Source organism: Rhodobacter calidifons, from assembly GCF_011174775.1.
In the GTDB taxonomy this organism is placed as follows: Bacteria; Pseudomonadota; Alphaproteobacteria; order Rhodobacterales; family Rhodobacteraceae; genus Tabrizicola; species Tabrizicola calidifons.
Genome location: NZ_JAANHS010000005.1, coordinates 221120 through 247897, shown reverse-complemented (window position 1 = coordinate 247897; position 26778 = coordinate 221120). Strand labels below are relative to the sequence as shown.

22 protein-coding genes and 1 pseudogene are annotated in these 26778 nt (G+C 67.6%); 13 read left to right on the top strand and 10 right to left on the bottom strand.

Annotated features, from left to right (window positions below):
- Window positions 1–125: 125 nt before the first annotated feature.
- From pyrC to G8O29_RS09205, 3 genes are all read left to right on the top strand, one after another.
- The gene (gene pyrC / locus G8O29_RS09215; protein WP_166402940.1) at window positions 126–1166 is read left to right on the top strand and encodes a dihydroorotase; all 1041 of its coding nucleotides are present in this window, start codon (window positions 126–128) and stop codon (window positions 1164–1166) included.
- Window positions 1167–1251: 85 nt separating this feature from the next.
- The gene (locus G8O29_RS09210) at window positions 1252–1932 is read left to right on the top strand and encodes an orotate phosphoribosyltransferase (protein WP_128516816.1); all 681 of its coding nucleotides are present in this window, start codon (window positions 1252–1254) and stop codon (window positions 1930–1932) included.
- 218 nt (window positions 1933–2150) lie between these two features.
- On the top strand, window positions 2151–3632 hold the full coding sequence (locus G8O29_RS09205; RefSeq protein WP_166402939.1) for a replicative DNA helicase: 1482 nt from the start codon (window positions 2151–2153) through the stop codon (window positions 3630–3632).
- Window positions 3633–3806: 174 nt separating this feature from the next.
- Here the strand turns inward: G8O29_RS09205 and G8O29_RS18880 are convergent, their stop codons facing one another.
- The 3 genes and pseudogenes from G8O29_RS18880 to G8O29_RS18470 form a co-directional block, all read right to left on the bottom strand.
- Window positions 3807–4511 (bottom strand): HAD-IC family P-type ATPase, encoded by a 705-nt coding sequence (locus tag G8O29_RS18880; RefSeq protein WP_437440804.1) that lies wholly within the window; start codon window positions 4509–4511, stop codon window positions 3807–3809.
- Between the two features lie 25 nt (window positions 4512–4536).
- Window positions 4537–5478, bottom strand: a pseudogene (locus G8O29_RS18875) (heavy metal translocating P-type ATPase); the annotation flags it as partial.
- Window positions 5478–5702 (bottom strand): hypothetical protein, encoded by a 225-nt coding sequence (locus tag G8O29_RS18470; RefSeq protein WP_242679028.1) that lies wholly within the window; start codon window positions 5700–5702, stop codon window positions 5478–5480. The pseudogene G8O29_RS18875 and the gene G8O29_RS18470, both read right to left, overlap by 1 nt.
- 112 nt (window positions 5703–5814) lie before the next feature.
- Between G8O29_RS18470 and alr the strand changes: the two genes are divergently transcribed.
- The 8 genes from alr (at window position 5815) to G8O29_RS09160 (ending at window position 13402) form a co-directional block, all read left to right on the top strand.
- Entirely contained in the window at window positions 5815–6864 is a 1050-nt protein-coding gene (gene alr / locus G8O29_RS09195) for an alanine racemase (protein WP_166402938.1), read from the top strand.
- The gene (locus tag G8O29_RS09190; RefSeq protein WP_166402937.1) at window positions 6861–7637 is read left to right on the top strand and encodes an MlaE family ABC transporter permease; all 777 of its coding nucleotides are present in this window, start codon (window positions 6861–6863) and stop codon (window positions 7635–7637) included. Before alr ends, G8O29_RS09190 begins: the two co-directional genes overlap by 4 nt.
- Window positions 7634–8395 carry an ABC transporter ATP-binding protein gene (locus tag G8O29_RS09185; protein ID WP_166402936.1) on the top strand — a complete coding sequence of 254 codons (762 nt, stop codon included), beginning with the start codon at window positions 7634–7636 and terminating at the stop codon, window positions 8393–8395. The genes G8O29_RS09190 and G8O29_RS09185 overlap by 4 nt, the downstream gene beginning before the upstream one ends.
- Window positions 8396–8500: 105 nt before the next feature.
- Window positions 8501–8926 carry a paraquat-inducible protein A gene (locus G8O29_RS09180; RefSeq protein WP_166402935.1) on the top strand — a complete coding sequence of 142 codons (426 nt, stop codon included), beginning with the start codon at window positions 8501–8503 and terminating at the stop codon, window positions 8924–8926.
- A gap of 124 nt (window positions 8927–9050) precedes the next feature.
- Entirely contained in the window at window positions 9051–10406 is a 1356-nt protein-coding gene (gene radA, locus G8O29_RS09175) for a DNA repair protein RadA (RefSeq protein WP_166402934.1), read from the top strand.
- A gap of 36 nt (window positions 10407–10442) precedes the next feature.
- A complete protein-coding gene (locus G8O29_RS09170) occupies window positions 10443–11054 on the top strand; it encodes a CvpA family protein (protein ID WP_166402933.1) in 612 nt (203 codons plus the stop codon).
- 84 nt (window positions 11055–11138) lie between these two features.
- Entirely contained in the window at window positions 11139–12602 is a 1464-nt protein-coding gene (purF, locus tag G8O29_RS09165; protein ID WP_166402932.1) for an amidophosphoribosyltransferase, read from the top strand.
- 143 nt (window positions 12603–12745) lie between these two features.
- On the top strand, window positions 12746–13402 hold the full coding sequence (locus G8O29_RS09160) for an SDR family NAD(P)-dependent oxidoreductase (protein WP_166402931.1): 657 nt from the start codon (window positions 12746–12748) through the stop codon (window positions 13400–13402).
- Window positions 13403–13461: 59 nt separating this feature from the next.
- On the opposite strand, the gene G8O29_RS09155 is transcribed toward G8O29_RS09160, so the two are convergent.
- The 5 genes from G8O29_RS09155 to G8O29_RS09135 form a co-directional block, all read right to left on the bottom strand.
- Window positions 13462–14568 (bottom strand): cystathionine gamma-lyase, encoded by a 1107-nt coding sequence (locus tag G8O29_RS09155; RefSeq protein WP_166402930.1) that lies wholly within the window; start codon window positions 14566–14568, stop codon window positions 13462–13464.
- Between the two features lie 114 nt (window positions 14569–14682).
- Window positions 14683–15582 (bottom strand): NAD(P)-dependent oxidoreductase, encoded by a 900-nt coding sequence (locus G8O29_RS09150; protein WP_166402929.1) that lies wholly within the window; start codon window positions 15580–15582, stop codon window positions 14683–14685.
- A gap of 23 nt (window positions 15583–15605) precedes the next feature.
- Complete coding sequence (locus G8O29_RS09145) at window positions 15606–17171, bottom strand: trimethylamine methyltransferase family protein (RefSeq protein WP_166402928.1); 1566 nt, start codon at window positions 17169–17171, stop codon at window positions 15606–15608.
- Window positions 17168–19606 carry a GcvT family protein gene (locus G8O29_RS09140; protein WP_166402927.1) on the bottom strand — a complete coding sequence of 813 codons (2439 nt, stop codon included), beginning with the start codon at window positions 19604–19606 and terminating at the stop codon, window positions 17168–17170. Before G8O29_RS09140 ends, G8O29_RS09145 begins: the two co-directional genes overlap by 4 nt.
- Before the next feature lie 74 nt (window positions 19607–19680).
- On the bottom strand, window positions 19681–22104 hold the full coding sequence (locus tag G8O29_RS09135) for a GcvT family protein (RefSeq protein ID WP_166402926.1): 2424 nt from the start codon (window positions 22102–22104) through the stop codon (window positions 19681–19683).
- Window positions 22105–22276: 172 nt separating this feature from the next.
- Between G8O29_RS09135 and G8O29_RS09130 the strand changes: the two genes are divergently transcribed.
- Window positions 22277–23131, top strand: coding sequence for a LysR family transcriptional regulator (locus G8O29_RS09130; RefSeq protein WP_166402925.1), 855 nt, complete (start codon window positions 22277–22279; stop codon window positions 23129–23131).
- On the opposite strand, the gene G8O29_RS09125 is transcribed toward G8O29_RS09130, so the two are convergent.
- Window positions 23091–23522, bottom strand: a complete 432-nt coding sequence (locus G8O29_RS09125) for a hypothetical protein (protein ID WP_166402924.1) — start codon at window positions 23520–23522, stop codon at window positions 23091–23093. The two genes, G8O29_RS09130 and G8O29_RS09125, sit on opposite strands and share 41 nt — an antisense overlap.
- Window positions 23512–25170 (bottom strand): NAD+ synthase, encoded by a 1659-nt coding sequence (locus G8O29_RS09120; RefSeq protein WP_166402923.1) that lies wholly within the window; start codon window positions 25168–25170, stop codon window positions 23512–23514. The genes G8O29_RS09125 and G8O29_RS09120 overlap by 11 nt, the downstream gene beginning before the upstream one ends.
- A 147-nt stretch (window positions 25171–25317) precedes the next feature.
- Here G8O29_RS09120 and G8O29_RS09115 point away from each other — a divergent pair, with 147 nt between their 5' ends.
- Window positions 25318–26778: a 2-isopropylmalate synthase gene (locus tag G8O29_RS09115; RefSeq protein ID WP_166402922.1), complete on the top strand. Its 1461-nt coding sequence runs from the start codon at window positions 25318–25320 to the stop codon at window positions 26776–26778.

The following is a 26778-nucleotide window of genomic DNA, read 5'->3' as shown; positions in this document are numbered from 1 at the left end:
CCGGGTGATCCGCGTCAGGCAGAAGGCGGCGGATCATCGAAGGCACTTTCCGTGCCGCCGATCCTGTGCAATTTCGCGCGGCAATGCCACTGGAATCGCGGTCGGGATTGCGCTACCCGGGGCAGATGCAACGGATCACCCTGCCCCGCCCGGACGACTGGCACCTGCACCTGCGCGACGGCGCGATGCTGCGGGCCGTGCTGCCCGAAACCGCCCGTCATTTCGCCCGCGCGATCGTCATGCCGAACCTGGTGCCGCCGGTGGTGACGCTGGACGACGCCCTCGCCTACCGCGACCGCATCCTCGCCGCCCTGCCCGAGGGGATGAGCTTCCAGCCGCTGATGACGCTGTATCTGACCGAGGGCACCGATCCTGCGGATGTGGAACGCGCGGCGGCCTCGGGGCTGGTGAAGGCGGTGAAACTTTACCCGGCGGGGGCCACGACGAACTCGCAGTCCGGGGTGCGCGATCTGACCCGGGTCATGCCGGTGCTGGAGACCATGGCCCGGATCGGCCTTCCGCTTTGCACCCACGGCGAGGTGACGGACCCGCAGGTGGATATCTTCGACCGCGAGGCGGTGTTCATCGACACGGTCCTCGCCCCCCTGCGCCGCCGCCTGCCCGAGTTGCGCGTGGTGATGGAACACATCACCACCGAGGAAGGCGTGGCCTATGCAGCCGGGGGTGGCGAGAACCTTGCCGCGACGATCACCACGCATCATCTGATCATCAACCGCAACCACATCCTCGCGGGCGGCATCAGGCCGCATTATTACTGCCTGCCCGTGGCCAAGCGCGAAAAGCATCGGCTGGCCCTGCGCCGGGCCGCCACCTCGGGCAATCCGCGTTACTTCCTCGGCACCGACAGCGCGCCGCATGTGGACGCGCTGAAGGAACATGCCTGCGGCTGCGCGGGCTGCTTCACCGCGACGAACACGCTGTCGCTGCTGGCGCATGTCTTCGAAGAGGAAGGTGCGCTGGACCGGCTGGAGGGGTTCACCTCGCGCCACGGACCCGCCTTCTACCGTCTGCCGGTGAACGCGGGCACGATCGCCCTGGAAAAGCGGGCCGAACCCTGCACCTGGCCCGAGAAGATCCATGCCGAGCCCGGCCCCGTCACCGTCTTCAACCCCGGCTTCCCCGTGCACTGGCACGTTCTTCCCTGACCCGCTCCTTGTCTCCTTCGTCGCTCGTCGCTGGCGCGGAGAGCAGCCGAAGGCGCACGACGAGCCCCGCCCGAAAGGACCAGACATGATCCCCTCGACCTATCCGCCGAAAGAGGAAATCGCCCGCCTCACCGCGCGTGCCCTGCTGGAGATCAAGGCCGTCCACTTCAACGCCGAGACGCCCTTCACGCTGGCGAGCGGATTGCCCAGCCCCACCTACATCGACTGCCGCAAGCTCATCAGCTACCCCCGCATCCGGTCCACCCTGATGGATTTCCTGGCCGTCACGGTGCTGCGCGAGGCCGGGTTCGAGGCCTTCGACAACATCGCGGGCGGCGAGACGGCGGGCATCCCCTTCGCGGCGCTGGTGGCCGAACGCCTTGCGCTGCCGATGACCTACGTCCGCAAGAAGCCCAAGGGCTATGGCCGCAACGCCCGGATCGAGGGCGCGATGACGCCCGGCCAGCGCGTCCTGCTGGTCGAGGACCTGACCACCGACGGCGGCTCGAAACTCTCGTTCGTCGAGGCGATCCGCGAGACCGGCGCCACCTGCGGCCATACGGCGGTGATCTTCTACTACGGCATCTTCCCCGACACCGAGGCGAAGCTTGGCGCGCATGGGGTGCGGCTGCACCACCTCTGCACCTGGTGGGACGTGCTGGCCGAGGCGCGGGCGCAAGGGTCCTTCGACGACAAGACCCTGGCCGAGGTGGAACGCTTCCTCAAGGCGCCCCGCGCCTGGCAGGATGCGCGAAAACCGGCCTGACCGGGCGGAAGGCCGCCGGATTTCGGTGGGAAACCCTGTGGGCGCTTCTGGGGACAGCATCGCGCGACTCGATCCGTCCACAGGTCCGACCCAAAATATGGTAGGCTGACCCGCGACCCTTACAACGCGTTCGAATCGCCCCGCCTTGTCCACAGGGTTGTTCCCGGATTGCCGGGCCCCCCCGGATAAGGCAGAGAAGGCGACGGCAGGAGGCAGCAATGAACGAGATAACCACCGTCAAGCCCCCGGAGGCAGAAGCGCTTCCCCACAATATCGAGGCCGAACAACAGCTTCTGGGCGCGATCCTCACCAACAACGACATCTTCGACCGCGTATCCTCATTGGTGAAGGCCGAGCATTTCTTCGACCCCGTGCACCAGCGCATCTTCGAGATTGCTGCCGCGCGCATCCAGAAGAACGCGCTGGCCTCGCCAGTCACGCTGAAAGGCTATCTCGAGGACGATCCCGGCCTGAAGGAACTGGGCGGCCCGGCCTATCTGGTACGGCTGGCCGGGGCGGCGATCTCGGCCTATGCGGCGCGCGACTATGCGCAGATGATCTACGATCTCGCCGTGCGGAGGGAACTGATCCAGCTCGGCCGGGACATCGCGGCGCAGGCGGCGAAGGTCGAGGTGGCCTCCGAGCCCAGGGACCAGATCATCGAGGCCGAACAGCGGCTGTACAAGCTGGGAGAACAGGGTGTCGCCGAACGCGGGTTTCAAAGCTTTCTCAAGGCGGTAACCGACGCCGTCAACGTCGCCAACGCGGCCTACCAGCGCGATGGGGGCCTGGCGGGCATCTCCACCGGCCTGATCGACATGGACAGAAAGCTGGGGGGCCTGCATCCGTCGGACCTGCTGATCCTTGCGGGCCGTCCGTCGATGGGCAAGACCTCGCTGGCCACCAACATCGCCTTCAACATCGCCAGGGCCTATCGGCGCGGCCGCCTGCCGGATGGCACCGAGGGGGCGGTTGAAGGCGGGGTGGTCGGCTTCTTCAGCCTCGAGATGTCGGCCGAGCAGCTGGCCGCGCGCATCCTGTCCGAAGCCTCCGAGGTTCCGTCGGAGCAGATCCGCCGCGGCGACATGACCGAAGCCGAGTTCCGCCGTTTCGTCGAGGCGGCGAAGGCGCTGGAAGCCTGTCCCCTGTATATCGACGACACGCCCGCCCTGCCGATTTCCCAGGTCGCGGCCCGGGCGCGGCGGCTGAAGCGGACGCATGGGCTGGATGTGCTCTTCATCGACTACCTCCAGCTTCTGAAGGGCTCGTCCAGGGACAGCCGGGTGCAGGAGGTTTCCGAGATCACGCAAGGCCTCAAGGCGATCGCGAAGGAACTCAACATCCCCGTGATCGCCCTGTCGCAGCTGAGCCGCCAGGTCGAAAGCCGCGAGGACAAGCGCCCGCAGCTCAGCGACCTGCGCGAATCCGGCTCGATCGAACAGGACGCCGATGTGGTGATGTTCGTCTTCCGCGAGGAATACTACCGCGAGCGCGAGAAGCCGGGCGACCACGAGCTCGAAAAGATGGCCCAGTGGCAGGCGGTGATGGAATCGGTGCATGGCAAGGCCGAGGTGATCATCGGCAAGCAGCGCCACGGGCCGATCGGCACGGTGGAACTCAGCTTCGAGGGCCGCTTCACCCGCTTCGGCAACCTCGCCAGACCCTGGCAAGGGGCCGGTGGGCCGGACGTGGGCTTCTGATCGGTCATCCCTGCCGATCTTGCCCATGTCCAAAATACTCCCGCCGGAGGCGCCGCCGCCGGCCAGACCGCGCCACGGCCGGGTGACGGGGCTCGCGACAGCGCCGGCCGAGGGGGTTCGATGCCCCCGAGGCCGGTCCTTCCGTCAGGCAGCCGGCCCGCGCGGGCCGCGGGGTCAGGCCCGGGCGCGGATCGGATCGGCCAGGAGCCGCAGGCCGTTCAGGACCACCAGCAGCGTCCCGCCCTCGTGACCCAGCACGGCCAGCGGCAGCGGCAGTTCGAAGAACAGGCTTCCGGTGACCAGAACCGCCATCGCGCCGATGGCGATGGTCAGGTTCTGCCGGATCACCCGCGCGGTGCGGCGCGACAGGCGGCGGGCGGCGGCCAGCTTGCGCAGATCATCCGCCATCAGCGCCACATCGGCCGCCTGTAGCGCCACCTCGCTGCCCGCCACCCCCATCGCGACCCCAACATCGGCCCGCGCCAGCGCTGCGGCATCGTTCACGCCATCGCCGATGAAGGCCATCTTGCCGCGCGCCGCAGCGGCATCGACCAGCCGCACCTTGTCGCCCGGCAAGAGCCCGGCATGGATCTCGCCGTCCGCCAGACCGAGGCGCGCGCCGATCCGCGCCGCCACCGGCGCCCGGTCGCCGGTCATCATCAGGATCCCGGTCCCGCCCCCGGCCTTCAGCGCCGCCAGCGCCTCGGCCGCCGTCTCGCGCGGGGCGTCGGCCACGGTGACCGCGCCCAGCACCCGCGCCCCGCGACCGACGATGACAAGCGTCTCGGCCCCGTCGGCGAGGGCCGCAATGGCGGACGGCAACTCCGCCCCCAATCCGCGCCAGCATCCGCGCGTTTTCGGCCCAGATCGGCCCGGCATCGTCCAGGCCGGTGATCCCCTCGCTGGGCAGCGCGCGCACCTCGTGCACCTCGGCCGGACCCAGACCCCGTGCGGCCGCCTCGCGGCGCAGTGCGGCGGCAATCGGATGCTCCGACTGCGCCTCAAGCCCGGCGGCCAGCGCCAGAAAGGCCTCTGCGTCACCGTCCAGCGCCACCACCTGCGTCACCGCCGCCTGTCCGGTGGTCAGCGTCCCGGTCTTGTCGAAGGCGAAGGTGCGCACCTCGGCCAGCCCCTCCAGCGCCGCGCCCCCCTTGAACAGCACCCCGCCCCGCGCCGCCGCCGACAGCGCGGAAAGGATCGCCGCCGGCACCGAGATCACCACCGCGCAGGGGCTGGCGGCCACCAGAAGCGTCGCCGCGCGGTAAAGCGCCGCGCCCGGGTCATGGCCAAGCGCGCGAAACAGGAACCACGACAGGACCGACCCGACCAGGACCGCAATGGTGTATCTTTGCCCGAACCAGTCCGAGAACCGCTCGGACGGCGATTTCATCGCCTGTGCCTCGATCACCAGGCGGATCATCCGGGCGACCGTGCTTTCCTCCAGCCCTCGCGTCACCTCGGCGGTCAGGATCGCGTCCAGGTTCACCGTCGCTTCATGCACCGGATCGCCCGGGCCCTTCCGGACCGGCGCCGCCTCACCCGTCACCGTGCTTTCGTCCAGATGCCCCGACCCCTCGACCAGGCGCCCGTCCACCGGCACCCGCGCGCCGGGACGCAGGATCACCCGATCCCCCGGAACCAGCTCGGCGACCGGAACCTCGTCCACCCCCTCCGATCCCGCGCGCAGCGCGGTTTCGGGGCGCAACTGCATCAGCGCCTCGACCGCGCGCCGCGCCTTGCCCATCGCCCGGTGCTCCAACGTCTCGGACAGGGAAAACAGCGCCAGCAGCACCGCCCCCTCCAGCTCCGCCCCGACCGCCGCCGCTGCCAGCGCCGCGACCGCCATCAGGAGGTCGATGTCCAGCCGCCGCAGCCGCCAGAGATCGGCCACCGCGCTTCGCAGCGGGGGCAGGCCCCGGTCAGATAGGCCAGCGCCAGCGCCGCCCGGACCAGCCCGGCCGGCAGGGGTTGCACGAAGGCGTCCAGCGCCGCCAGCCCCAGTCCGATCCAGCATAGTACCGTCAGGTACAGACCCGCATCCTCGCCCGAGTCATGGATCTGCCCGGACACCAGAGGCCGCCTCTTTCCCACCTGCCGGTCCAGCCTTGCCCATGCGCGCCGGAAGGGCAAGTCTTGCCCGCTTTTGACTTGACCCCGACCCCGCCCCGGTCGAAACAGCCGCATGGCAAGCGGAACCCTGACGATCGACCTTGATGCAATAGCGGCGAACTGGCGCGGGCTGGACCGGATGAGCGGCCCGGGCGTGCAGACCGCGGCCGTTGTGAAGGCGGATGCCTACGGCCTGGGCGTGACACGGGTGGCGCGCGCGCTGGCCGGTGCCGGGGCGCGGCGGTTCTTCGTGGCGCTGGCCGAGGAAGGCGCAGCCGTGCGCCAGGCGCTTGGCCCCGGCCCGCAGATCGCGGTGCTGTCGGGCCATATGGCGGGCGACACCGAGATGATCCAGGATCTCGACCTGACGCCGATGCTGAACAGCCTCGAACAGATCACCCGCCATCTCGAATCGCTGCCGGGCCACCCGTTCGGCGTGCAGCTGGACACCGGCATGAACCGGCTGGGCGTCGAAATGGTGGAATGGCAGGCGGTGGCGCCGATCCTGATCGAGGCGGGGCCGGAACTTCTGATGAGCCACCTGGCCTGCGCCGACGAACCCGACCACCCGCAGAACGCGGCACAGCTGAAGGTCTTTCACGACATGACCGACGGCACCGGCCTGCCGCGCAGCCTCGCAGCGACCGGGGGCATCCTTCTGGGGCCGCAGTATCATTTCGACCTGACCCGCCCGGGCATCGGCCTTTACGGCGGCCTGCCGCACGGCGGGGCGATTCCCGCCGTCACCCTGTCGCTGCCGGTGATCCAGACCCGCGAGGTCGCCCGCGGCGAGGCGGTGGGCTATGGCTGCACATGGGTCGCCGAACGGCCCTCGGTCATCGCCACGGTCGCGGGCGGCTATGCCGACGGGCTGCTGCGCAGCCTCTCGGGCAAGGCGCAGCTCTGGGACGGCGACACGCCCTGCCCGCTTGTCGGCAGGGTGTCGATGGACCTGATCACGGTGGACATCACCGACCTGCCCGAGGTGCCCCGCGCGCTCGACATCCTCGGCCCGCACCAGGGGGTCGATGCCCTGGCCTCCATGGCGGGCAGCATCGGCTACGAGATCCTGACGGCGCTTGGGCCCCGCTACACGCGCCGCTACCAGGAACGCCCGGCATGACGGCCGTCCTTGGCGCGCTGGGGCGCCCGGTCCTGATGGCGATCGCGGCCCTGGGCCGGGTGGCCCTGTTCGCGGGGGCGGTGCTGGGCCATATCCTGCGCCCGCCGTTCTATCTGCGCGAGCTTGGCACCGCGATCCTTCAGATCGGCTGGTATTCGCTGCCGGTCGTCGGGCTGACCGCCATCTTCACGGGCGGCGCGCTGGCCTTGCAGATCTATGCCGGCGGCGCGCGCTTCAATGCGGAATCGGTGGTCCCCTCGATCGTCGCCATCGGCATGACGCGCGAACTTGGCCCCGTCCTCGGCGGGCTGATGGTCGCCGCGCGTGTGGCCTCCTCGATCGCCGCCGAGATCGGGACGATGAAGGTGACCGAACAGATCGACGCCCTGGTCACACTGTCAACGAACCCGCTGAAATACCTTGCCGTGCCTCGCGTGATCGCCGCAACGCTGTCGATGCCGGTCCTGGTCGCGGTGGGTGATGCCATCGGCATCATGGGCGGCTGGCTGGTCGGCACGACACGCCTGGATTTCAACTCGGCCGCCTATCTGAAGAACACCACCGATTTCCTCGAGGTCTGGGACGTGGGGTCCGGCCTCGTCAAGGGAGCGGTCTTCGGCTTCATCGTGGCGCTGATGGGCTGCTATCATGGCATGAACTCGGCCCGCGGCGCTCAAGGGGTCGGCCGGGCCACGAAATCGGCCGTCGTCTCGGCCTCGGTGCTGATCCTGGCGGCGAACTACGTCCTGACCGAGGTGTTCTTCACCACATGATCGAGCTTTCCGGGGTCCACAAGCGCTTTGGCGACAATCCCGTCCTGCAAGGCGTGAACCTGAGCATTGCCTCGGGAACCTCGATGGTCATCATCGGAGGCTCGGGCACGGGCAAGTCGGTGCTGCTGAAATGCATCCTCGGGCTGATCCGGCCCGACCGTGGGACCATCATGCTGGACGGACGCGACGTGACCGCGCAGTCCATGTCCGGCCGCGACCGCGACGCCTTCCTTGCCCGCTTCGGGATGCTGTTCCAGGGCGGGGCGCTGTTCGACAGCCTGAAGGTCTGGGAGAATGTTGCCTTCCGCCTCCTGCGCGGAGAGGCTGCGCTGCCGAAGGCAGAGGCGCGCGCGCTGGCCATCGAAAAGCTGCGCCGGGTCGGGTTGAAGCCCGAGGTCGCCGACCTCTTCCCGGCCGAACTCTCCGGCGGGATGCAAAAGCGGGTGGGCCTCGCCCGTGCCATCGCGGCAAGCCCGGACATCATCTTCTTCGACGAACCCACCACCGGCCTCGACCCGATCATGGCCGGCGTCATCAACGACCTGATCCGCGAAATCGTGGTCGAGATGGGCGCGACCGCGATGACCATCACCCACGACATGTCCTCGGTCCGCGCGATTGCGGACACGGTGGCGATGCTGCACGGTGGCGTGATCCGCTGGACCGGTCCGGTGTCGGAAATGGACGAAACCACAGACCCTTACGTGCAACAGTTCATCCATGGCCGGGCCGAGGGGCCGATCGAAAGTGTGCGCTGAGCGATGGACCGACCGGCAACCCTTGCCTGCCCCGGCGGAAAGACACCACGGGCGGTCTGGTGGATGTGACAGCCTCCACTCCGACGAAGGCCCCAGGCGCCGGACATGAGATACCTCAACCTCGCCCTTCTCGTCCTCTTCCCGATCTCCTGGTTCGCGCCGCTGCTGCGCGCCGCCGTCCTGCCGGTCTTCGGAATGGACGAGATCAGCGTCATCACCGGGTTGCAGTCGCTGTGGCGCTCGGACCCTGCCTTCGCGCTGATCGTGACCTTCCTTGCGATCTTCGCGCCCTATGCCAAGACCATCGGCCTTGCGCTGTTGCATTGGCGGCTCCTGTCACCACGCGCCCTGCCGGCGCTGGAATTCCTGGGCAAGCTTGCCATGGCCGAGGTCTTCCTCATCGCGCTCTACATCGTCATCGGCAAGGGCACGGGCTGGGTGACGATCGAGACAGCCTGGGGCCTTTATCTCTTCACCGGCTGCATCCTGGCCTCGATCCTGATTTCCTGGAAGTCGAATCCCGGCCGATGAAACCGAGCGATTTCCAAGCGGAAATCGGATCGGAGCCCGAACGGGCTCCGGACCGGAATTCGCAGGAATTCCGGTCGCACCCGCGCCTTGATCCTGCCCAAAAGACCCGTCACTGTCGCGCCTCATGAAACAGACGACCTCGTTCACCTGCACTGTCTGCGGCACCGCCTATCGCAAATGGGCCGGCAAGTGCGACGCTTGCGGCGGGTGGAATACGATCGTTGAGGAGGCACCGCTCTCGACCGGGCCAAGGTCGCTGGGGGCCAAGGGTCGGCCGATCCCGCTGTCCGACCTCGCGACCGAGGAAGCCCCGCCGGTCCGCGCCTCGTCGGGACTGGAGGAACTGGACCGCGTGCTCGGCGGCGGCCTTGTCCCGGCCTCGGCGATCCTGGTGGGCGGCGATCCGGGGATCGGCAAGTCCACGCTGCTCTTGCAGGCAGCAGCAAGTTTTGCCCGCAAAGGTCTGAAATGTATATATATTTCTGGTGAGGAGGCCTCAACCCAGGTCCGCATGCGCGCGCAGCGCCTCGGTCTGACCGATGCCCGGGTCGCGCTCGGCGCCGAAACCAACCTGCGCGACATCCTGACCACGCTGGACGCCGAACGCCCCGCGCTTGCCATCATCGACTCGATCCAGACCATGTGGCTCGACAGCGTCGAGGCCGCGCCCGGCTCGGTCTCGCAGGTACGCGCGGCGGCGCATGAGCTGGTCACCTTCGCCAAGCGGCGCGGGGTTGCCATCGTCCTGGTCGGCCATGTCACCAAGGACGGCCAGATCGCGGGCCCCCGCGTCGTGGAACACATGGTCGATACGGTGCTCTATTTCGAGGGCGAGCGCGGTCACCAGTTCCGCATCCTGCGCGCGGTGAAGAACCGCTTCGGCCCGGCAGACGAGATCGGCGTGTTCGAGATGACGGGCGGCGGCCTGGCCGAGGTGCCGAACCCTTCGGCCCTGTTCCTGGCCAACCGCGACCAGCCCGCCCCCGGATCGGCGGTCTTTGCCGGGATCGAGGGCACGCGGCCCGTCCTGACCGAGATCCAGGCCCTCGTCGCGCCCTCCACGCTTGCCAGCCCGCGCCGCACGGTGGTGGGGCTCGATCCGGGACGCGTCTCGACCATCCTCGCCGTGCTCGAGGCGCGTTGCGGCATCCCCTTCGCAGGCCTCGACGTGTTCCTGAATGTCGCCGGCGGCCTCAGGGTTTCGGAACCCGCCGCCGACCTTGCCGTCGCCGGGGCGCTGCTGTCGGCGCGCGAGGATGTGGCAATCCCGCCCGACATGGTGCTTTTCGGCGAGATCAGCCTGTCGGGTGCCTTGCGCCCGGTGGGCCAGACCGAAAACAGGTTGAAAGAGGCATCGAAACTTGGTTTCTCACAGGCGACCGTGCCGTCCCATTCGAAATTCGAGGGGGCCGCAGGGCTGACGGTCCGACAGATGGCGGACCTGACGGCGTTTGTGGGCGAGATGTTCGGGGCGGGATAAGCCCTTGGTGAAAGATCGGGATTGGGGACGTAACGAATGGAAAACCTGACCGCAGTCGATGGTGGTGCGGCGCTCATCATCATCATTTCGGCCATCCTCGCCTTCTCGCGCGGTCTGGTCCGGGAACTGATGGCGATCCTCGGCTGGATCGGGGCCGCCATCGCCGCCTACTATTTCGCCCCGGGCGTGCAGCCCCTGGTCAAGGAACTCCCCGTGGTGGGCGAATTCCTGTCGGACAGCTGCGAACTGTCGGTTGTGGCTGCCTTCGCGGGCGTTTTCGTTGTCGGCCTGATCGTCGCCGCGCTCTTCACGCCGCTCTTCGCCGGGGCGGTGCAGCGTTCGGCGCTTGGCGGGATCGACCAGGCGCTGGGCTTCCTCTTCGGCGCGGCGCGGGGCATCCTGCTGATCGCCATCGCCTTCATCGTCTATGATCGCGTCCTGTCGGACCAGAAGATCGCAATGATCGACGATTCCCGTACAGCCTTGGTCTTTGCCAATTTCCAGCGCCAGATCGACGAGAACATCCCCAAGGACGCCCCCGGCTGGATCGTCGATCGCTACAACGATCTGACCAATGTCTGCGCCCCCGGCGGTGCCCCGCAGATCCAGACCGCGCCAGCGCCGGTGGCCCCGACCACCAATCCCTAGGCCGCGACCGGCGTTTCGGGACGTGACAGCCCCGAGCCGCTGCCGTAGATAGCGGGCCAAGGCTTCAGGCAAGGATTCGGACGCATGGCCCCCTTCCGCTCGCACCCCTTCGACGACGACAAGCTGAAGGAGGAATGCGGGATTTTCGGCGTAATCGGCGTGGCTGATGCGTCGAACTTCGTGGCGCTTGGGCTGCACGCGCTGCAACACCGGGGGCAAGAGGCGGGCGGGATCGTCAGCTACCACCCCGACCACGGCTTCAACTCGGCCCGCCGCTTCGGCTATGTCCGCGACAACTTCACCAAGCCCGAGGTAATGGACACCCTGCCCGGGTCCCTCTCGATCGGCCATGTCCGCTATTCCACCGCAGGGTCCAAGGGCGCCACCGCGATCCGCGACGTACAACCCTTCTTCGGCGAATTCTCGATGGGCGGCTGCGCGATTGCCCACAACGGCAACCTGACCAACGCTGCCGCGCTCCGCCGCGAGCTGATCGAGCGTGGCTCGATCTTCCAGTCCTCCTCCGACAGCGAATGCATCATCCACCTGATGGCGCGGTCGATCCAGAAGACCCTCTCGGAACGCATCAAGGACGCGCTGCGCCGGGTGGAAGGCGCCTTCTCGGTCGTCGCCATGACCCGGACCAAGCTGATCGGCGTCCGCGACCCCCTCGGCGTGCGCCCGCTGGTCATGGGGCGCCTGGGCGACTCGGGCTGGGCGCTGTCGTCCGAGACCTGCGCGCTCGACATCATCGGCGCCGAGTTCGTCCGCGAGATCGAGCCGGGCGAGATGGTGGTGATCGAGGGCAACAAGGTGGATTCTACCCGCCCCTTCGCCCCGGCGAAACCCCGCTTCTGCATCTTCGAGAACGTCTATTTCAGCCGACCCGACAGCATCATCGGCGGCCGGTCGGTCTATGAGACCCGCCGCCAGATCGGCGTGGAACTGGCGCGCGAGACCCCGGTGGAGGCCGATCTCGTCTGCCCGGTGCCGGACAGCGGCACTCCCGCGGCCATCGGCTACAGCCAGGAAAGCGGCATTCCCTACGCCATGGGGATCATCCGCAACCAGTACATGGGCCGCACCTTCATCGAGCCCACGGACCACATCCGCAACATGGGCGTGCGGCTGAAGCTGAACGTCAACCGCGCGCTCATCAAGGGCAAGCGCGTGATCCTGGTGGACGACTCGGTCGTGCGCGGCACCACCAGCCGCAAGATCAAGGACATGATCCTCGAGGCCGGCGCGGCGGAAGTCCACTTCCGCATCGCCTCACCCCCGACCGCCTGGCCCTGCTTCTACGGCGTTGACACGCCCGAACGCTCCAAACTCCTCGCCGCCACGATGTCCGAGGACGAGATGCGCGACTGGATCGGTGTGGACAGCCTGAAGTTCATCTCGCTCGACGGCCTCTACCGCGCTGCGGGTGAAGCCGCCGGCCGCGACGCCGCCAACCCCAAATTCTGCGACGCCTGCTTCTCGGGCGACTACCCGGTGGCCCCGTCCGACAAGATCGAGGAAGGCTTCCAGATGAAGGCGGCAGAGTGAGCGCGGCGATCGCCGCCCGCCTCGCCGCCCGCCAGGCCAAAATCGCAGCCGCTCATGGTCGCAGGGCCTGACGCACCCTTGCCATTTGCCCATTTCAAAAATACTCCCGCCGGAGGCTCCGACGCCGCCAGGAGGACTGCCCCATGACCGACAGACTTGCCCTCGTTACCGGCGCCTCGCGCGGCCTTGGGTCCGCCATTGCCGAACAGCTGGCGCTCCGCGGCTGGCATGTCGTGGCGGTCGCACGCACTGTCGGCGGCCTTGAAGAGCTGGACGACCGGGTGAAACAGGCGGGCCTTCCCGGCGCCGGGGCGCTGACGCTCGCACCGATGGACGTGACGAACGACGACGCGATGCGCCACCTCTGCCTGTCCATCCACGACCGCTGGAGCGGGCTTGGCCTCTGGGTCCACGCGGCGATCCATGCGGCCCCGCTGGCGCCGGCAGGCCATATCGACCAGAAGGACTGGGAGAAGTCCATCGCCACCAACGCCCGCGCAACAGGCATGCTGATCCCGATGGTCGAGCCCCTGCTGCGGGCGCATGGCGGCACTGCGCTCTTCCTCGACGACCCCCGCGCCGGGCAGCCCTTTTTCGGTGCCTACGGGGCCACGAAGGCCGCGCAGATGGCGCTGGCGCGCAGCTGGCAGGCCGAGACGGCAAAACACGGGCCGCGCGTGGTGATCGCCGAGCCGAAGGCCCTGCCCACAGCGACTCGTGCCCGGTTCTTCCCCGGCGAAGACCGGACGAAACTGGCCGATCTTCAGGCCGAGGCGGCGCGGATTCTCGTCAGTCTGTAAGTCCGGGCGCCAAATTCCTTCGAAGGAATTTGCAAGAGTTTTCGAAAACTCTTGCCCCCCTACCCCTCCAGCGCCGCGTCGATGGCCGACCAGAGCACCTCCACCGGCTCCACCCCCACTGACAGCCGGATGAACCCCTCCGCCACCGCATCGCCCCAGCGCGCGCGGCGTTCCGCTGCCGTATGGACACCGCCGAAACTTGTCGCCTGCTCGATCAGCGGGCAGCGCGCCAGAAACGCCTCGGCCTCCGCCTCCCCCGCCAGCTCGAAGCCGATCAGGAAGCCGCCGTTCGCCATCTGGCCGCCGACGGACCCATGCGACGGATCGCCCGGCAGGCCCGGATAGCGCAGGCCCCGCACTTTCGGATGCGCCGCCAGCCGCTCGGCAATCACCGCCGCCGAAGCGCACATCCGGGACAGTCGCACCTCCAGCGTCTCCAGCCCCCGATGCACCAGATAGGCCTCGAACGGCCCCGGCACCGAGCCCGATTGGCGCCGCCATTCCCGCACCCGCGCCATCAGGTTGGCATCCCGCCCCGCGACATGGCCGAAGAGCGCATCGGAATGCCCCGCCGGGGCCTTCGTATCCGCCGCCACCACAAGATCCGCCCCAAGGTCCAGCGGGCGCTGGAGAAGCGGCGTCATCGTGGTGTTGTCCGCGATCAGCAACGCCCCGGCGGCATGGGCGCGGCGGGCGAGCGCGGCGATGTCCACCACGTCAAGGCCGGGGTTCGAGGGCGTCTCGATGTAGATCACCTGGAACCCGGCGAAGTCGCGATCCGCCATCTCCAGCGTCGGGACCTGCACCACCTCGACCCCATAGACCTGCAACAGGTCGCGCCCCAGAAGGCGAGTCACATAGTAGCCGTCCGAGGGGATCATCACCCTCGCCCCGGCCTTCAGGCAGCAGACCAGCGCCGCCGTGATCGCGGCCATGCCCGAGGGGAAGCTGACCACCTCGGCCCCTTCCAGGATCGCCAGTTGCGCCTCGACCGCGTCCCAGGTCGGCTGGCCCGAGCGGCCGTAGTGATGCGCGGCCCCCTGGGCCTGGGGCAGATGGAAGGTGGTCGCCACCGAGATCGGGGGGACGACCGGCTCGCCCTGGGAAAGGCCCGCCTTCCGGTGGTGCAGCAGGCGGGCGATGCGGGCGTCGGTGTCGGCGGTCATGGCGGCTCCGGTTGGCTGCCCACGCGTGGGCAGGGATTGACCCCCAGCAAGATCAAGGACTTGGCTGTGGGCATTTACCGAACCTTAACCCCTGCCCGCAGCGCCCTCAAGCCGTCACTCCAGCCGCGCGGGGAAGTCCGGGGCGCGAAGGTCGGTGCCGAGAAGATCCTCCAGCAGCTTGGCGATCATCGGCGACTGCGCCTCGCCGCCATAGGCCGCCCTGGCCGAGATATAGGTCTGGTGGGTCATCGCGGCGAGGTCCAGCGGCACGCCGAATTCCTTGCCGAAGCCAAGCGCAAAGCCCAGGTCCTTCAGCGCCAGGTCGATGTTGAAGGCGATGTCGTAGGACCCGTTCAGGATCAGCGCGCCTTCGGTCTCATGCACGAAACTGTTTCCGGAACTGGCCTTGATCGCGTGCCAGGCCTGACCAAGATCCAGCCCGCCGCGCTTGGCCAGCATCAAGGCTTCACTGGTGGCCTTGAGGTGGATGAAGGCCAGCATGTTGGTGATGACCTTGATGATCGAGGACGACCCCAGTGGCCCCATGTGGAAGATCCGGTCGCCCATCGCCTGCATCGCCCTGTAGTGCAGATCGAACAGGTCCCTGTCCCCGCCCGCGAGCATGGTGATCTTGCCCTGATGGGCCAGATGCACGCCGCCGGTGACCGGCAGTTCCATCATCCGCACGCCCGCTTCGGCGGCGGCGGCGGCAAGTTTCAGCACCTCGTCCCGCCCCAGCGTGGACATCTCGACCCAGCTTGCCCCCTTCCGCATATGCGGCAGGATGTTGCGCAGGACCCGCTCGGACACCGCGGGCGACGGCAGGCAGGTGATGACATGATCGACGGAAGCCGCCAGCTCCTCGGCGCTGTTCGCCAGCGTGGCACCCGCTGCCACCAGGGGGTCGGCCAGCTTCGGGTTCAGGTCATGGACCGTGAGCTTGAACCCGTCCTTCACAAGACAGCCCGCGCAGGCCGCACCAAGATTGCCAAGGCCGATATATCCGTAATGCATTTCGTTCCCGTATCTTATGAGGCTTATTTGAAGTAGATGTTGAACCGCTTTCGGATCGCCGCGTCGATCTCCGGGTCCACCCGGCAGCCCGCCTTGGCCAGGATTGCGTTCTTCCGGGCAATCGCGGTGTCCAGAAGCAGGGGCTTGCCCGCCTCGTTCCATTCCTTGGGCGACATGCGGTTGCCGACCTTGGGATAGATGTATTCGGTCTGCATCAGCTTCAGCGTCTGATCCGACCCGAGGTAATGCCCGGGCCCGCCGAGGCAGACCTTTTTCATCGCCTCGATGCTGGTGGAATCCGGCGTCACGTCGATGCCGCGCACCAGCCGCATGGTCTGGCCCAGCAGGTCATCCCCCAGCACCAGCGATTCAAGGCAGAACCCCAGAAGCGAGGCATGCATCCCCACCGCCTCGTAGCACATGTTCAGCCCCGCAAGGCCCGCCAGCGCGTTGGTGATCCCCTGCTCCCAGCCCGCCTGCATGTCGGGAAGTTTCGAGTCGCTGATCCCCGAGGCCGCCCCGCCCGGCAGGTCGTAGAACCGGTGCATCTGCGCGCAACCCGCCGTCAGCAACGCCTGTTCCGCCGACCCGCCGGACATGGCGCCCGTTCTGAGATCGGAAACAAAGGGCCAGGTCCCGAAGATCGCCGGAGCGCCAGGTTTGATCGCGTTGACATAGACCACCCCGGCCAGACATTCGGCCACCGCCTGCACGATGGCCAGCGCGATCGGCGCGGGCGCCGTGGCCCCCGCCTGCCCGGCCGACAGCAGCAGCATCGGCATGCCGCGGCGGATGCAGTCCTCCATGGTGATGCAGGATTCCTCGGCGAATTTCATCGGCGGGACGACGAAGCAGTTGGAATTGCTGACGAAAGGCCGCTCCAGCCACTTCTCCTCGCCACCTGCGACCATGTGGATCAGCTCGAAGCAGTCGGCGACGTGGCTGGGGTCGGAAAACGAGGTCCCGACATGTTTCACCGTCCCGGCCAGGCTGCCGTAGAGGGTGTTGAGGTCCATCTCCCTGTTGTCCGCCACGTCGCGGCAGACCATGGTGCGCTGGTAGAAGTGGATGTTGTCCAGATTGTCGACCAGCCGCGCCGCGTCATAAAGGTCCTGCGCGGTGCTGTCGCGATACTCCAGCGTGACCGGATCGACGATATGCACCGCCGCGCCCGCCGTGCCGTAATGCACGTTGGTCCCGGTCAGGTGCAGGTCGTGCTTCGGGTCGCGGGCGTAAAGCGTGATGTTGCGCGCGGCGATGGCCAGCATGTCCTCGACCAGCGCGCGGGGAAAGCGGATGCGGCCGTCATCGCCAAGGATCGCGCCGGCCTCGGTCAGGAGTTTCACACCCGACGGCGGGGCCTGCGAGAGGCCGATCTGCTCCAGCGCGTCCAGCGCGGCTGAGTGGATCTGCCGGATCCCGGCCTCGGTCAGCGGCTTATACTGGCCGCCGGGCAGGCCCGCGCGGACGGGTTTCACGTCGTCGGCCAGAGGTGCCGCACGCAGGGCCACGCGGGCCTGCCGACCGCCAGAGCGGCGGGCGCGGGCGGGTTCGCAGGTCTCGCCGGGCAGGTCGGAGAGGTCGGTCATGCCTTTACCCTTTCGGAGTTCGGATCGTGCATCGGGACAAGCGAGGCGATGGCCGCATGGCGCTGGCCCGCGACCTCGATTTCATAGCTGGAGCCGAGGATGTCGTCGTCGGTCTGCCCCTTGGCGGGGACATAGCCAAGGCCGATCGCCGCGCCGAGGAAATGGCCGTAGTTGCCGCTGGTGATGGGCCCCACTATTTCCCCGTCGCGGACAATCGCCTCGTTGTGGAAGAGGAGCGGCTCGGGATCCTTCAGGCGGAACTGGACCAGGCGGCGGTCAAGGCCCTGCTGTTCTTTCCTTAGAACGGCGTCGCGGCCAAGGAAGGCCGGTTTCTTCCGGCTGACGGTGAAACCAAGGCCCGCCTCAAGCACATGATCCTCATCGGTGATGTCGTGGCCCCAGTGGCGGTAGGCCTTCTCGATCCGGCAGGAGTCGAGGGTGTGGAGGCCGCAGAGCTTGAGGTCCGGCTGCGCCTCCATCAGCGTCTCGAAGACATGGGCGGTCTGGTCGGTTGGTATATACAGCTCCCATCCCAACTCGCCGACGTAGGTGACGCGGTGCGCACGGGCGAGGCCCATGCCGATCTCGATTTCCCGCGCCATGCCAAAGGGATGCGCGGCATTGCTGAAGTCGTCGGGCGAGACCTTTGCCAGCACCTCGCGCGATTGCGGACCCATCAGGCAGAGAACGGCTTCGGCGGCGGTAACATCGGTGATGACGGCGAAGTCGTCGCCGACATGGGCGCGCATCCAGGCGAGGTTGCGTTGCAGGGTCGCCCCCGGCACCACCGCCAGATAGGCGGTCCCGGACAGCCGCGTCACGGTAAGATCGGCCTCTATCCCTCCGCGATCATTCAGGAACATCGTATAGACGATCCGGCCCACGGGCACGTCCATCTGCGCCGAGGCGATGCGGTTCAGGAAAGCGCAGGCATCCCGCCCCTCAACGCGGATCTTGCCGAAGGAGGTCATGTCGAACAGACCCGCGCTTTCCCGCACCGCCATGTGTTCGGCGCGCTGGTTGTCGAACCAGTTCTGCCGCTTCCAGCTGTAACGATACTCCCGCTCCTGGCCTTCGGTCGCGAACCAGTTGGCGCGTTCCCAGCCCGCGACTTCACCGAACACCGCGCCGCGCGCCTTCAGATGCTCGTGGATCGGGCTGCGCCGCACCCCGCGCGCGGTCGCCATCTGGCGATAGGGGAAATGGTCGGCGTAGAGGAGGCCCAGCGTCTCGGACACCCGTTCCTTCAGGTAGCGCCGGTTCTTCTGGAAGGGCTGGGCGCGGCGGATGTCCACCTCCCACAGGTCGAAGGGCGGCTCGCCCTCGGTGATCCAGTGCGCCAAGGCTTGCCCGGCCCCGCCCGACGAGACGATGCCGATGGAATTGTATCCAGCCGCGATCCAATAGCCCTTCACCTCCGGCGCTTCGCCCAGGTAGTAGCGGTCGTCGGGGGTAAAGCTTTCTGGTCCGTTGAAGAAGGTGTGAATACCCGCGCTTTCGAACAGCGGCATCCGGTTGGTCGCCATTTCGAGGATGGGCATGAAATGCTCCCAATCCTCGGGCAGGGTGTCGAATTCGAAGTCCGGCCGGATCCCCTCCATCCCCCAGGGCTTGGCCTTGGGCTCGAAGGCGCCCAGCATCATCTTGCCCGCGTCGGTCTTGTAATAGGCGCATTCGTCCGGCACCCGCAGGACCGGCATGTCGCCAAGACCCTGAACGGGCTCGGTGACCAGATAGAAGTGCTCGCAGGCGTGCAGCGGCAGCGTGACGCCATTCTGCGCCGCAAGGTCGCGGCCCCACATGCCCCCGCAGTTCACCACCACATCGGCCGCGATGTGCCCCGGCCCCTCGGCGGTCTCGTAATCCACCCCCGTCACCCGGCCCCCGGAGGTCGTGACGCGCGTCACCCGCGCGCCCTCGAAAATCGCCGCCCCCCGCATCCGCGCGCCCTTGGCAAGCGCCATCGCGATGTTGGCCGGGTCGCACTGGCCATCCAGCGGCAGCGCCACCGCGCCTACCACGCCGTCGATGTTCAGATGCGGATATCTCGCCTTCGCCTCGGCAGGCGAGATCTCATGCACCTCGACATCGAAGATCCGCGCGACCGTCGCCTGCCGCAGCAGTTCCTCATGCCGCTCGACCGTCAGCGCGACCGAGATCGAGCCGACCTGCTTCATCCCCGTGGCAACGCCGGTCTCGGCCTCCAGCCCGCGGTAGAGGTCCGCCGAATACTTCGCCAGCCGCGTCATGTTCGCCGACCCGCGCAATTGCCCGATCAGCCCCGCCGCATGCCAGGTGGTGCCGCAGGTCAGCTTGCGCCGCTCCAGAAGCACCACATCGGTCCAGCCCGCCTTGGCGAGGTGATAGGCCACCGAACAGCCCGAGACCCCGCCCCCGATCACCACCGCCCGCGCCTTGGTTGGAATCCCAGCCATTCTTCCGGTCTTTCATCTGTCCACAAATATCCCACGGGGGTCCGGGGGTGTGAAACCCCCGGCTCCGCCGCTAATCACGCGCGGATGCGCTCGTTCTTCGCGTCCCAGGCCGGCCCGTCCGGCAGGACCACGGCCTTCACCCGGTCACCGAAGATCTCCACCTCGACCTCGGTCCCCGGCACCGCGAGGTCCGCCCGCAGCATCCCCAGCGCCATGGAATGCCCGACCCGATAGCCCCAGGCGCCCGAGGTCGTCTCGCCCACCACCTGCCCGCCGTGCCAGAGCGTGGACATGTAGGGCGCATCGCACTCCCCCGCCTCGACCTTCAGGCTGACGAACCGCTTCTTCACCCCGCGCTGCTTTTCGGCCAGTAAAGCCGCCTTGCCCGGGAAGTCGTGCCCCCAGTCGATGAAGCGCTCCAGCCCGCCCTCCAGCAGCGAGTAATCGGTGGACAGATCGCCCTTCCAGGCCCGATAGCCCTTCTCGATCCGCAAACTGTTCAGCGCCTTCATGCCAAAGGGCTTCGCCCCCCCGGCCAGCAGCGCGTCAAGGATCGCGGGCGCATCGGCCCGGTCGCAATGGATCTCCCAGCCCAGCTCTCCGGCAAAGGAGACCCGCACCAGCGCCACATCCTTGCCCGCCACCCTGGCCTCCTGCACCGACAGCCAGGGCAGACTCAGGTCCGCCTCGGCCATCCCCGCCAGCAGATCGCGCGCCTTCGGCCCGGTCACGATGAAGCAATGCACCGCGTCGGTGTGATCCTCGATCACGCAGCCCTCGGGCAGGCCCTTCCGCAGGACATCGGCATCGTGCAACTGGGCGACAGCGGCGGTGATGAGGCCCACCTCATCCTCCCCATGCACCATGCAGGACATCTCGGTCACGATCCGGCCGCGGTCGTCGGCGAAATAGATCAGGCCGATCCGCCCCGGCGCGGGCAGGCGCGAGGCGGTGAGGCCCGCCACATGCGCCCGTGCCCCCGGCCCCTTGACCAGGAACCGCGAGAAACCGGGCAGGTCGAGAACCCCGACCCCGTCCCGCACCGCCTCGCATTCCGCGCGGATCCGCGCCTCCCACGGGCCCGCCCGGCCCCAGGTCTGCGTCGCCTCCCATGAGGTGTCGTCCCCCGGCCGGGCGAACCACTCCGCCCGCTCCCAGCCATTGTAGGGCGCGAACTGGGCGCCCAATGCCTTCAGCCGGTCATGCACGGGCGACAGCTTGCGGTCCGCCCCGGCAGGCCAGCGCGCCATCGGGAAATGCATCGCGTATTCGTGGCCGTAAACCTCCATCCCCTTGGCCACCAGATAGTCGTGATCCTCCCAGCCGGTGAACCGGCGCGGGTCGCAGGACCACATGTCCCATTCGGTCGCGCCTTCCGTCACCCATTCCGCCAGCACCTTGCCGGCGCCGCCCGCCTGACAGATGCCGAAGGTGAAGACGCAGGCCTCGAAGGCGTTGGGCACGCCGGGCATCGGCCCGATCAGCGGGTTACCGTCGGGCGTATAGGGGATCGGGCCGTTGATGACCCTGGTCAGGTTCGCCCTGGCCAGAAGCGGCACCCGGGCCATGGCGTCGTTGATCTGGAACTCCAGCCGCTCCAGATCGTCGGGGAAGAGCTGGAAGCTGAAATCCTCGGGCATCGGGTCGTCCGGCGTTGCCCAATGCGCGCGGCAGGGGTTCTCGTAGGGGCCGAGGTTGAAGCCCATCTTCTCCTGCCGCAGGTAGTAGGACGAATCCACGTCGCGCAAGAGCGGCAGCTTGTGGCCGACCTCTTTCGTCCAGGCCTCCAGCTCCGGGATCGTGTCGAACAGCATGTACTGATGGCTCATCACCATCATCGGCACGCGCCGCCCGAACATCGCCCCCACCTGAGCCGCATAATAGCCGCCCGCGTTCACCACATATTCCGCGCGCACCTCGCCCTTCGGCGTCGTCAGCACCCATTCGCTACCCGTCCAGCGCGCTGCCGTCACCGGGCAGAACCGCTCCACCCGCGCGCCCAGCTTCCGCGCGCCCGTGGCCAGCGCCTGCGTCAGTTGCGCCGGGTCGATGTCGCCGTCATAGGGGTCGTAAAGCGCACCCGTCAGATCATGCGTTTCCAGGAAGGGATAGCGCGAGGTGATCTCTTCCGGCGCCAGCACGTCCAGGTCCATCCCCTGATAACGCCCCATGCCGACGACACGGCGGAACTCCTGCAACCGCTCCCTGGAATGGCCAAGGCGCACCGATCCGGTGACGTGGTAGTTCATCGGATAGCCGACGGCCTCGCCCAGACCACGATACAAGCCCGCCGAATAGCGCTGCATGTTCATGATCGACCAGGACGCGGAAAACGTCGGCACGTTCCCCGCCGCGTGCCAGGTTGACCCCGCCGTCAGCTCGTTCTTCTCCAGAAGCAACGCATCGGTCCATCCCGCCTTCGCCAGGTGATACAGCGCCGAGGCCCCCACCGCCCCGCCACCAATGATGACCACCCGAGCCGATGCAAATTCCGCCATCGCCACCTCCCCGTTCCGCGCGCCACTATCCGCTGCACGGCGCCCGCTTTCAATTCGGTCGGAACCGGGCTATTGATCGACAACTCCGATCAAGGGACCTTCATCTGTCCCCAAATATCCTCCGGGGGTCCGGGGGTGGAAAACCCCCGGGGCCGGCCACGAGGCGCAACGCATGCAGATCGATCTCCTCGACACTTTCCTCGACCTTGTCGAGACCCGCAGCTTCCACCGCACGGCTGAACGTCTGCGGATCACCCAATCCACTGTCTCCGCCCGCGTCACGGCACTGGAACAGGCCGTGGGCCAGCGCCTCTTCGACCGATCCCGCGCGGGCACCGACCTCACCCCCGAAGGCAAGCGGTTCGAACCCCACGCCCGCGCGCTGCGCCATGAATGGAACGAGGCCAAACGCCGCATCCAGATACCGCAAGGCGCGGCACAGCTTCTGAGGCTGGGCATCCAGAACGACCTCGCGGCGGTCTACCTGGGCGACTGGGTGGCCGAGTTCCGCGCGGCCCTGCCCCAGACCGCCTTCTACATCGAGCCGGACTATTCCAACCAGATGTGCGCCGATCTTCTGACCGGCATCCTCGACTTCGCGGTGATGTTCTCGCCCAAACCCCACCCGGACCTGCATTTCGACTCTGTGGGCGAGGTGACCTACCGCATGGTCTCGACCGACACGCCGCGCCTGGCCGAGGTCATGCCCGACCGCTTCGTCTTTGCCCATTTCTCCCCGGCCTTCGAGGAGATGCACCGCCAGTTGACGCCCGCGCTTGCGGCCTCACCCGTGTCGGTCGGGCAGTCGGGATCGGTGGTGTCGCTGCTGACAGCGATGGGTGGCTCAGGCTATGTGCTGGAAAAGACGGCAGCCGACCTGATCGCGGGCGGGCGCTTCATGGCTGTCGAGGATGCCCCCGACCTGCGTCAGCCGGTCTTTGCCGCGATCCACATCCGGCACCGGACCCTGCCCCTGCACCGCAAGCTTACCCAGCTCGTCGCCCGGCACTTTCGCGACGCCAGATAGAAGGCGGATTGCGCTCGCTGCCTTGCGGATAGCCGGTGATCGGCACCCCGTCGTGCCGCAGCATCCGCCCAAGTCCCAGCCGCAGGACCCAGTCGAGCACCGGTGGCGGGATCGGGCCGTAGAGGTCGGTCCGCACCAGCCGCGCCGCCGCGCGCAGGGCCACGGTCTCGGGCCAGGTCAGCGTGGTGTCATGCAGCGCGACCCAGGGCTCCGGCCCGGCAAAGACCGCGACGAGGCGCCGCTCGGTCGGTCCCGCACCCAGAAAGCGGAAGCTGCGCACCCCCTCCGGGCCTTGCAGTCGCAGCCGCGCGACCAGAAGCCGCGCCGCGCGGTCGAACCCCGCCGGGTCGCGGAGCGCGTAGAAATGCGAGACGACGATCTCAGCTGTCATCGCGGAAACGGTTCACGATCGGATAGCGGCGGTCCAGCCAGAAGGCCTTCTGCGTCAGCCGCACGCCGGGGGCCGACTGGAAGCGCTTGTATTCCGCGATGTAGAGCAGATGCTCCACCTTCTTCACCGTGGCGCGGTCGAAGCCAAGGGCGACGATCTCGGCCACCGACATCTCCTTTTCCACCAGACATTCCAGGATCGCGTCCAGCACCTCATAGGGCGGCAGGCTGTCGTTGTCGCGCTGGTTGGCGCGCAGCTCGGCGGAGGGAGGCCGGGTGATGATCGCCTCGGGGATCACCTCGCCCGGCGGGCCCTTCATCCAGGGCCGGTGGTTTTCGTTCCGCCAGCGCGCGGTCAGGAACATGCGCGTCTTGTACATGTCCTTGACCGGGTTGTAGCCGCCGTTCATGTCGCCGTAGATCGTGCAGTAGCCCACCGCCATTTCCGACTTGTTGCCGGTGGTCAGGAGCATCTCGCCGAACTTGTTCGACAGGGCCATCAGCATCACACCACGCAGGCGGGACTGGATGTTTTCCTCGGTGATCCCCGGTTCGGTCCCGGCAAAGAGCGGTGCCAGGGCCTCGCCCACCGCCGCCTGCGCACCGCTGATCGGCACCGTATCATACCGGCACCCAAGCGCCTTTGCCGCCGCCAGCGCCAGGTCCAGCGACTGCCGGCTGGTGAACTCCGACGGCAGCATCACGCAGCGCACGTTTTCCGGCCCCAGCGCATCCACCGCCATTGCCGCGACAATCGCGCTGTCGATCCCTCCGGACAGGCCCAGGAGAGCCTTCTTGAACCCCGTCTTCCGCATGTAATCGCCAAGGGCCATCACACAGGCCCGGTAATCCGCCTCGCCAATCGGCGGGATTTCCGCGATCTCGCCGGGGTCGGCGCGCCACCCCTCGGCCCCGCGCCGGAAGGTCACCATCACCTCGCATTCGTCGAACTGCGGCAGTTGCGCCATCAGCCGCCCGCCGGGGTTCAAGACCATGCTGGAGCCATCGAACACCTGATCGTCCTGCCCGCCCACCATGTTCAGGTAGACCAGCGGCAGGCCCGTCTCGACCACGCGGGACACCATCAGGTTCAGCCGCAGGTTCGGCTTGCCCCGGTGATAGGGCGAGCCGTTGGGGATGAGCAGGATCTCCGCCCCCGTCTCGGCCAGGGTTTCGGCCACATCGGGGTGCCAGGCATCCTCGCAGATCGGGGTGCCGATGCGGACGCCCCTGACCACATAGGGCCCATGCACATCGGCCGAGGCAAAGACCCGCTTTTCGTCGAAGACCGCGTCGTTCGGCAGATGGTGCTTCAGGACGCGGGCATGGACCCGCCCGCCCTCCAGCACATAATAGCCGTTGTAGAGCTTGCCGCCCTGCCGCACCGGCCCGCCGATGCCGATGGCCGGGCCGTCGGCACAATCCGCCGCCAAAGCCTCCACCGCCGCAATCGCCGCGCTTACGAAGGCAGGCTTCAGGATCAGGTCCTGGGTCTGGTAGCCGGTCACGAACATCTCGGTCAGCGCGGCCATGTCGGCCCCCGCCGCCCGCGCATTCGCCCAGGCGGCCCTGGCCCGCGCCACGTTTCCGGCGATGTCGCCCACCACCGGGTTCAGCTGCGCCAGCATCAGGTTGAACGTGTCGGTCATCGGGGCCCCCACCAGATGCATGGACTGTAGCAGACAAACGCACAAGGGAAAGTGGTCACGCCACCATGCCGCAGCCTTTACCGTCAAATCCTTGTCACACCCGACCCTCGCCCTTACCCTGCCGACAATCGCACCGAGGATTCGTCCATGCGCCTGATGACAGCCCTGCTTCTTGCCGCCATCGCCCTGCCCGCGCAGGCCCAGGACGGCGAGATCATCACCAAGCAATACGATGACGGCTCGGTCTACGAAGGCACCTTCCTGAACGGCCGCCAGCACGGCACCGGGACCTACCGACTGCCCTCGGGCTTCGAATACTCCGGCCAGTGGGTAGAGGGCCAGATCACCGGCCAGGGCACCGCGCGCTATCCCAACGGTTCGGTCTACGAGGGCACGTTCGAGAACGGCCAGCCCGACGGCAAGGGCAAGATCTCCTCGCCCGACGGCCGCACCTATGAGGGCGACTGGTTCCAGGGCGAGATGACCGGCGAAGGGGTGGCGATCTATGCCAATGGCTCGGTCTACGAAGGCAGCTTCGTCAAGGGAAGTCATCACGGGAAGGGCAAGCTGACCAATCCCTCGGGTTACACCTACGAGGGCGACTGGGTGATGGGGGTGAAGGAGGGGCGCGGCAGGATCACCTATCCCGACGGCACGGTCTACGAAGGCACGCTGGTCAAGGGTCAGCGCTCGGGCCAGGGTCGGCTGACCATGCCGGACGGGCTGGTCTATCAGGGCGCCTGGGTAGACGGGCAGATCAACGGCAAGGGGATCCTGACCCAGCCCAACGGCGATGTGTACGAAGGCGATTTCGTGAACGGCCTGCGCGAGGGCGAGGGCAAGCTGACCCACAAGAACGGCGACATCTATTTCGGCCAATGGGTCAAGGACCGCCGCCATGGCCAGGGCAGCTTCACCACGCCGGACGGGTTCAAGTACGAAGGCAGCTGGGTCGCGGGCCGGATGGAGGGGACGGGGTCCATCACCTATCCCGACGGATCGGTCTACATCGGCGCGATGAAGGCCGACCAGCCGCACGGCCAGGGCGCGATCACCTATCCCGACGGGTCCACCTATCAGGGCGACTGGGTGGCGGGCGTCATCACCGGCCAGGGCCGCGCGACCTACCCGGACGGCCGCGTCTACGAGGGTGCCTTCCGCAACGCCAGGCCCGAGGGCAAGGGCGTGATGACCTATCCCGACGGCTACCGCTATGAGGGCGACTGGGTCGATGGCCAGCGCGAGGGCCAGGGCGCCGCGGTCTATCCGGATGGCAGCCTCTACAAGGGCGACTTCAAGGCGGGCCTGCGCGACGGCGAGGGCGAGTTCTCGACGACCGACGGGTTCAGGTATGTCGGCCAGTGGGTCGCAGGCCGGATCGAAGGGCGCGGCACGGCCACCTATCCCGGTGGCGATGTCTACGAAGGCATGTTCAAGGACGGCCGCCGCGAGGGCCAGGGCAAGCTGACCTACAAGTCGGGCGAAGTGGCGGAAGGGATCTGGCTGAACGGCGTCCTGACCGCGCCGCCCGAGGTTCCGGCAGGGGATGCGGCAGGCGAGGCCCCTGCCGATGGCACAGCCCCGGCGCAACCCGCGACGAACCCGTAG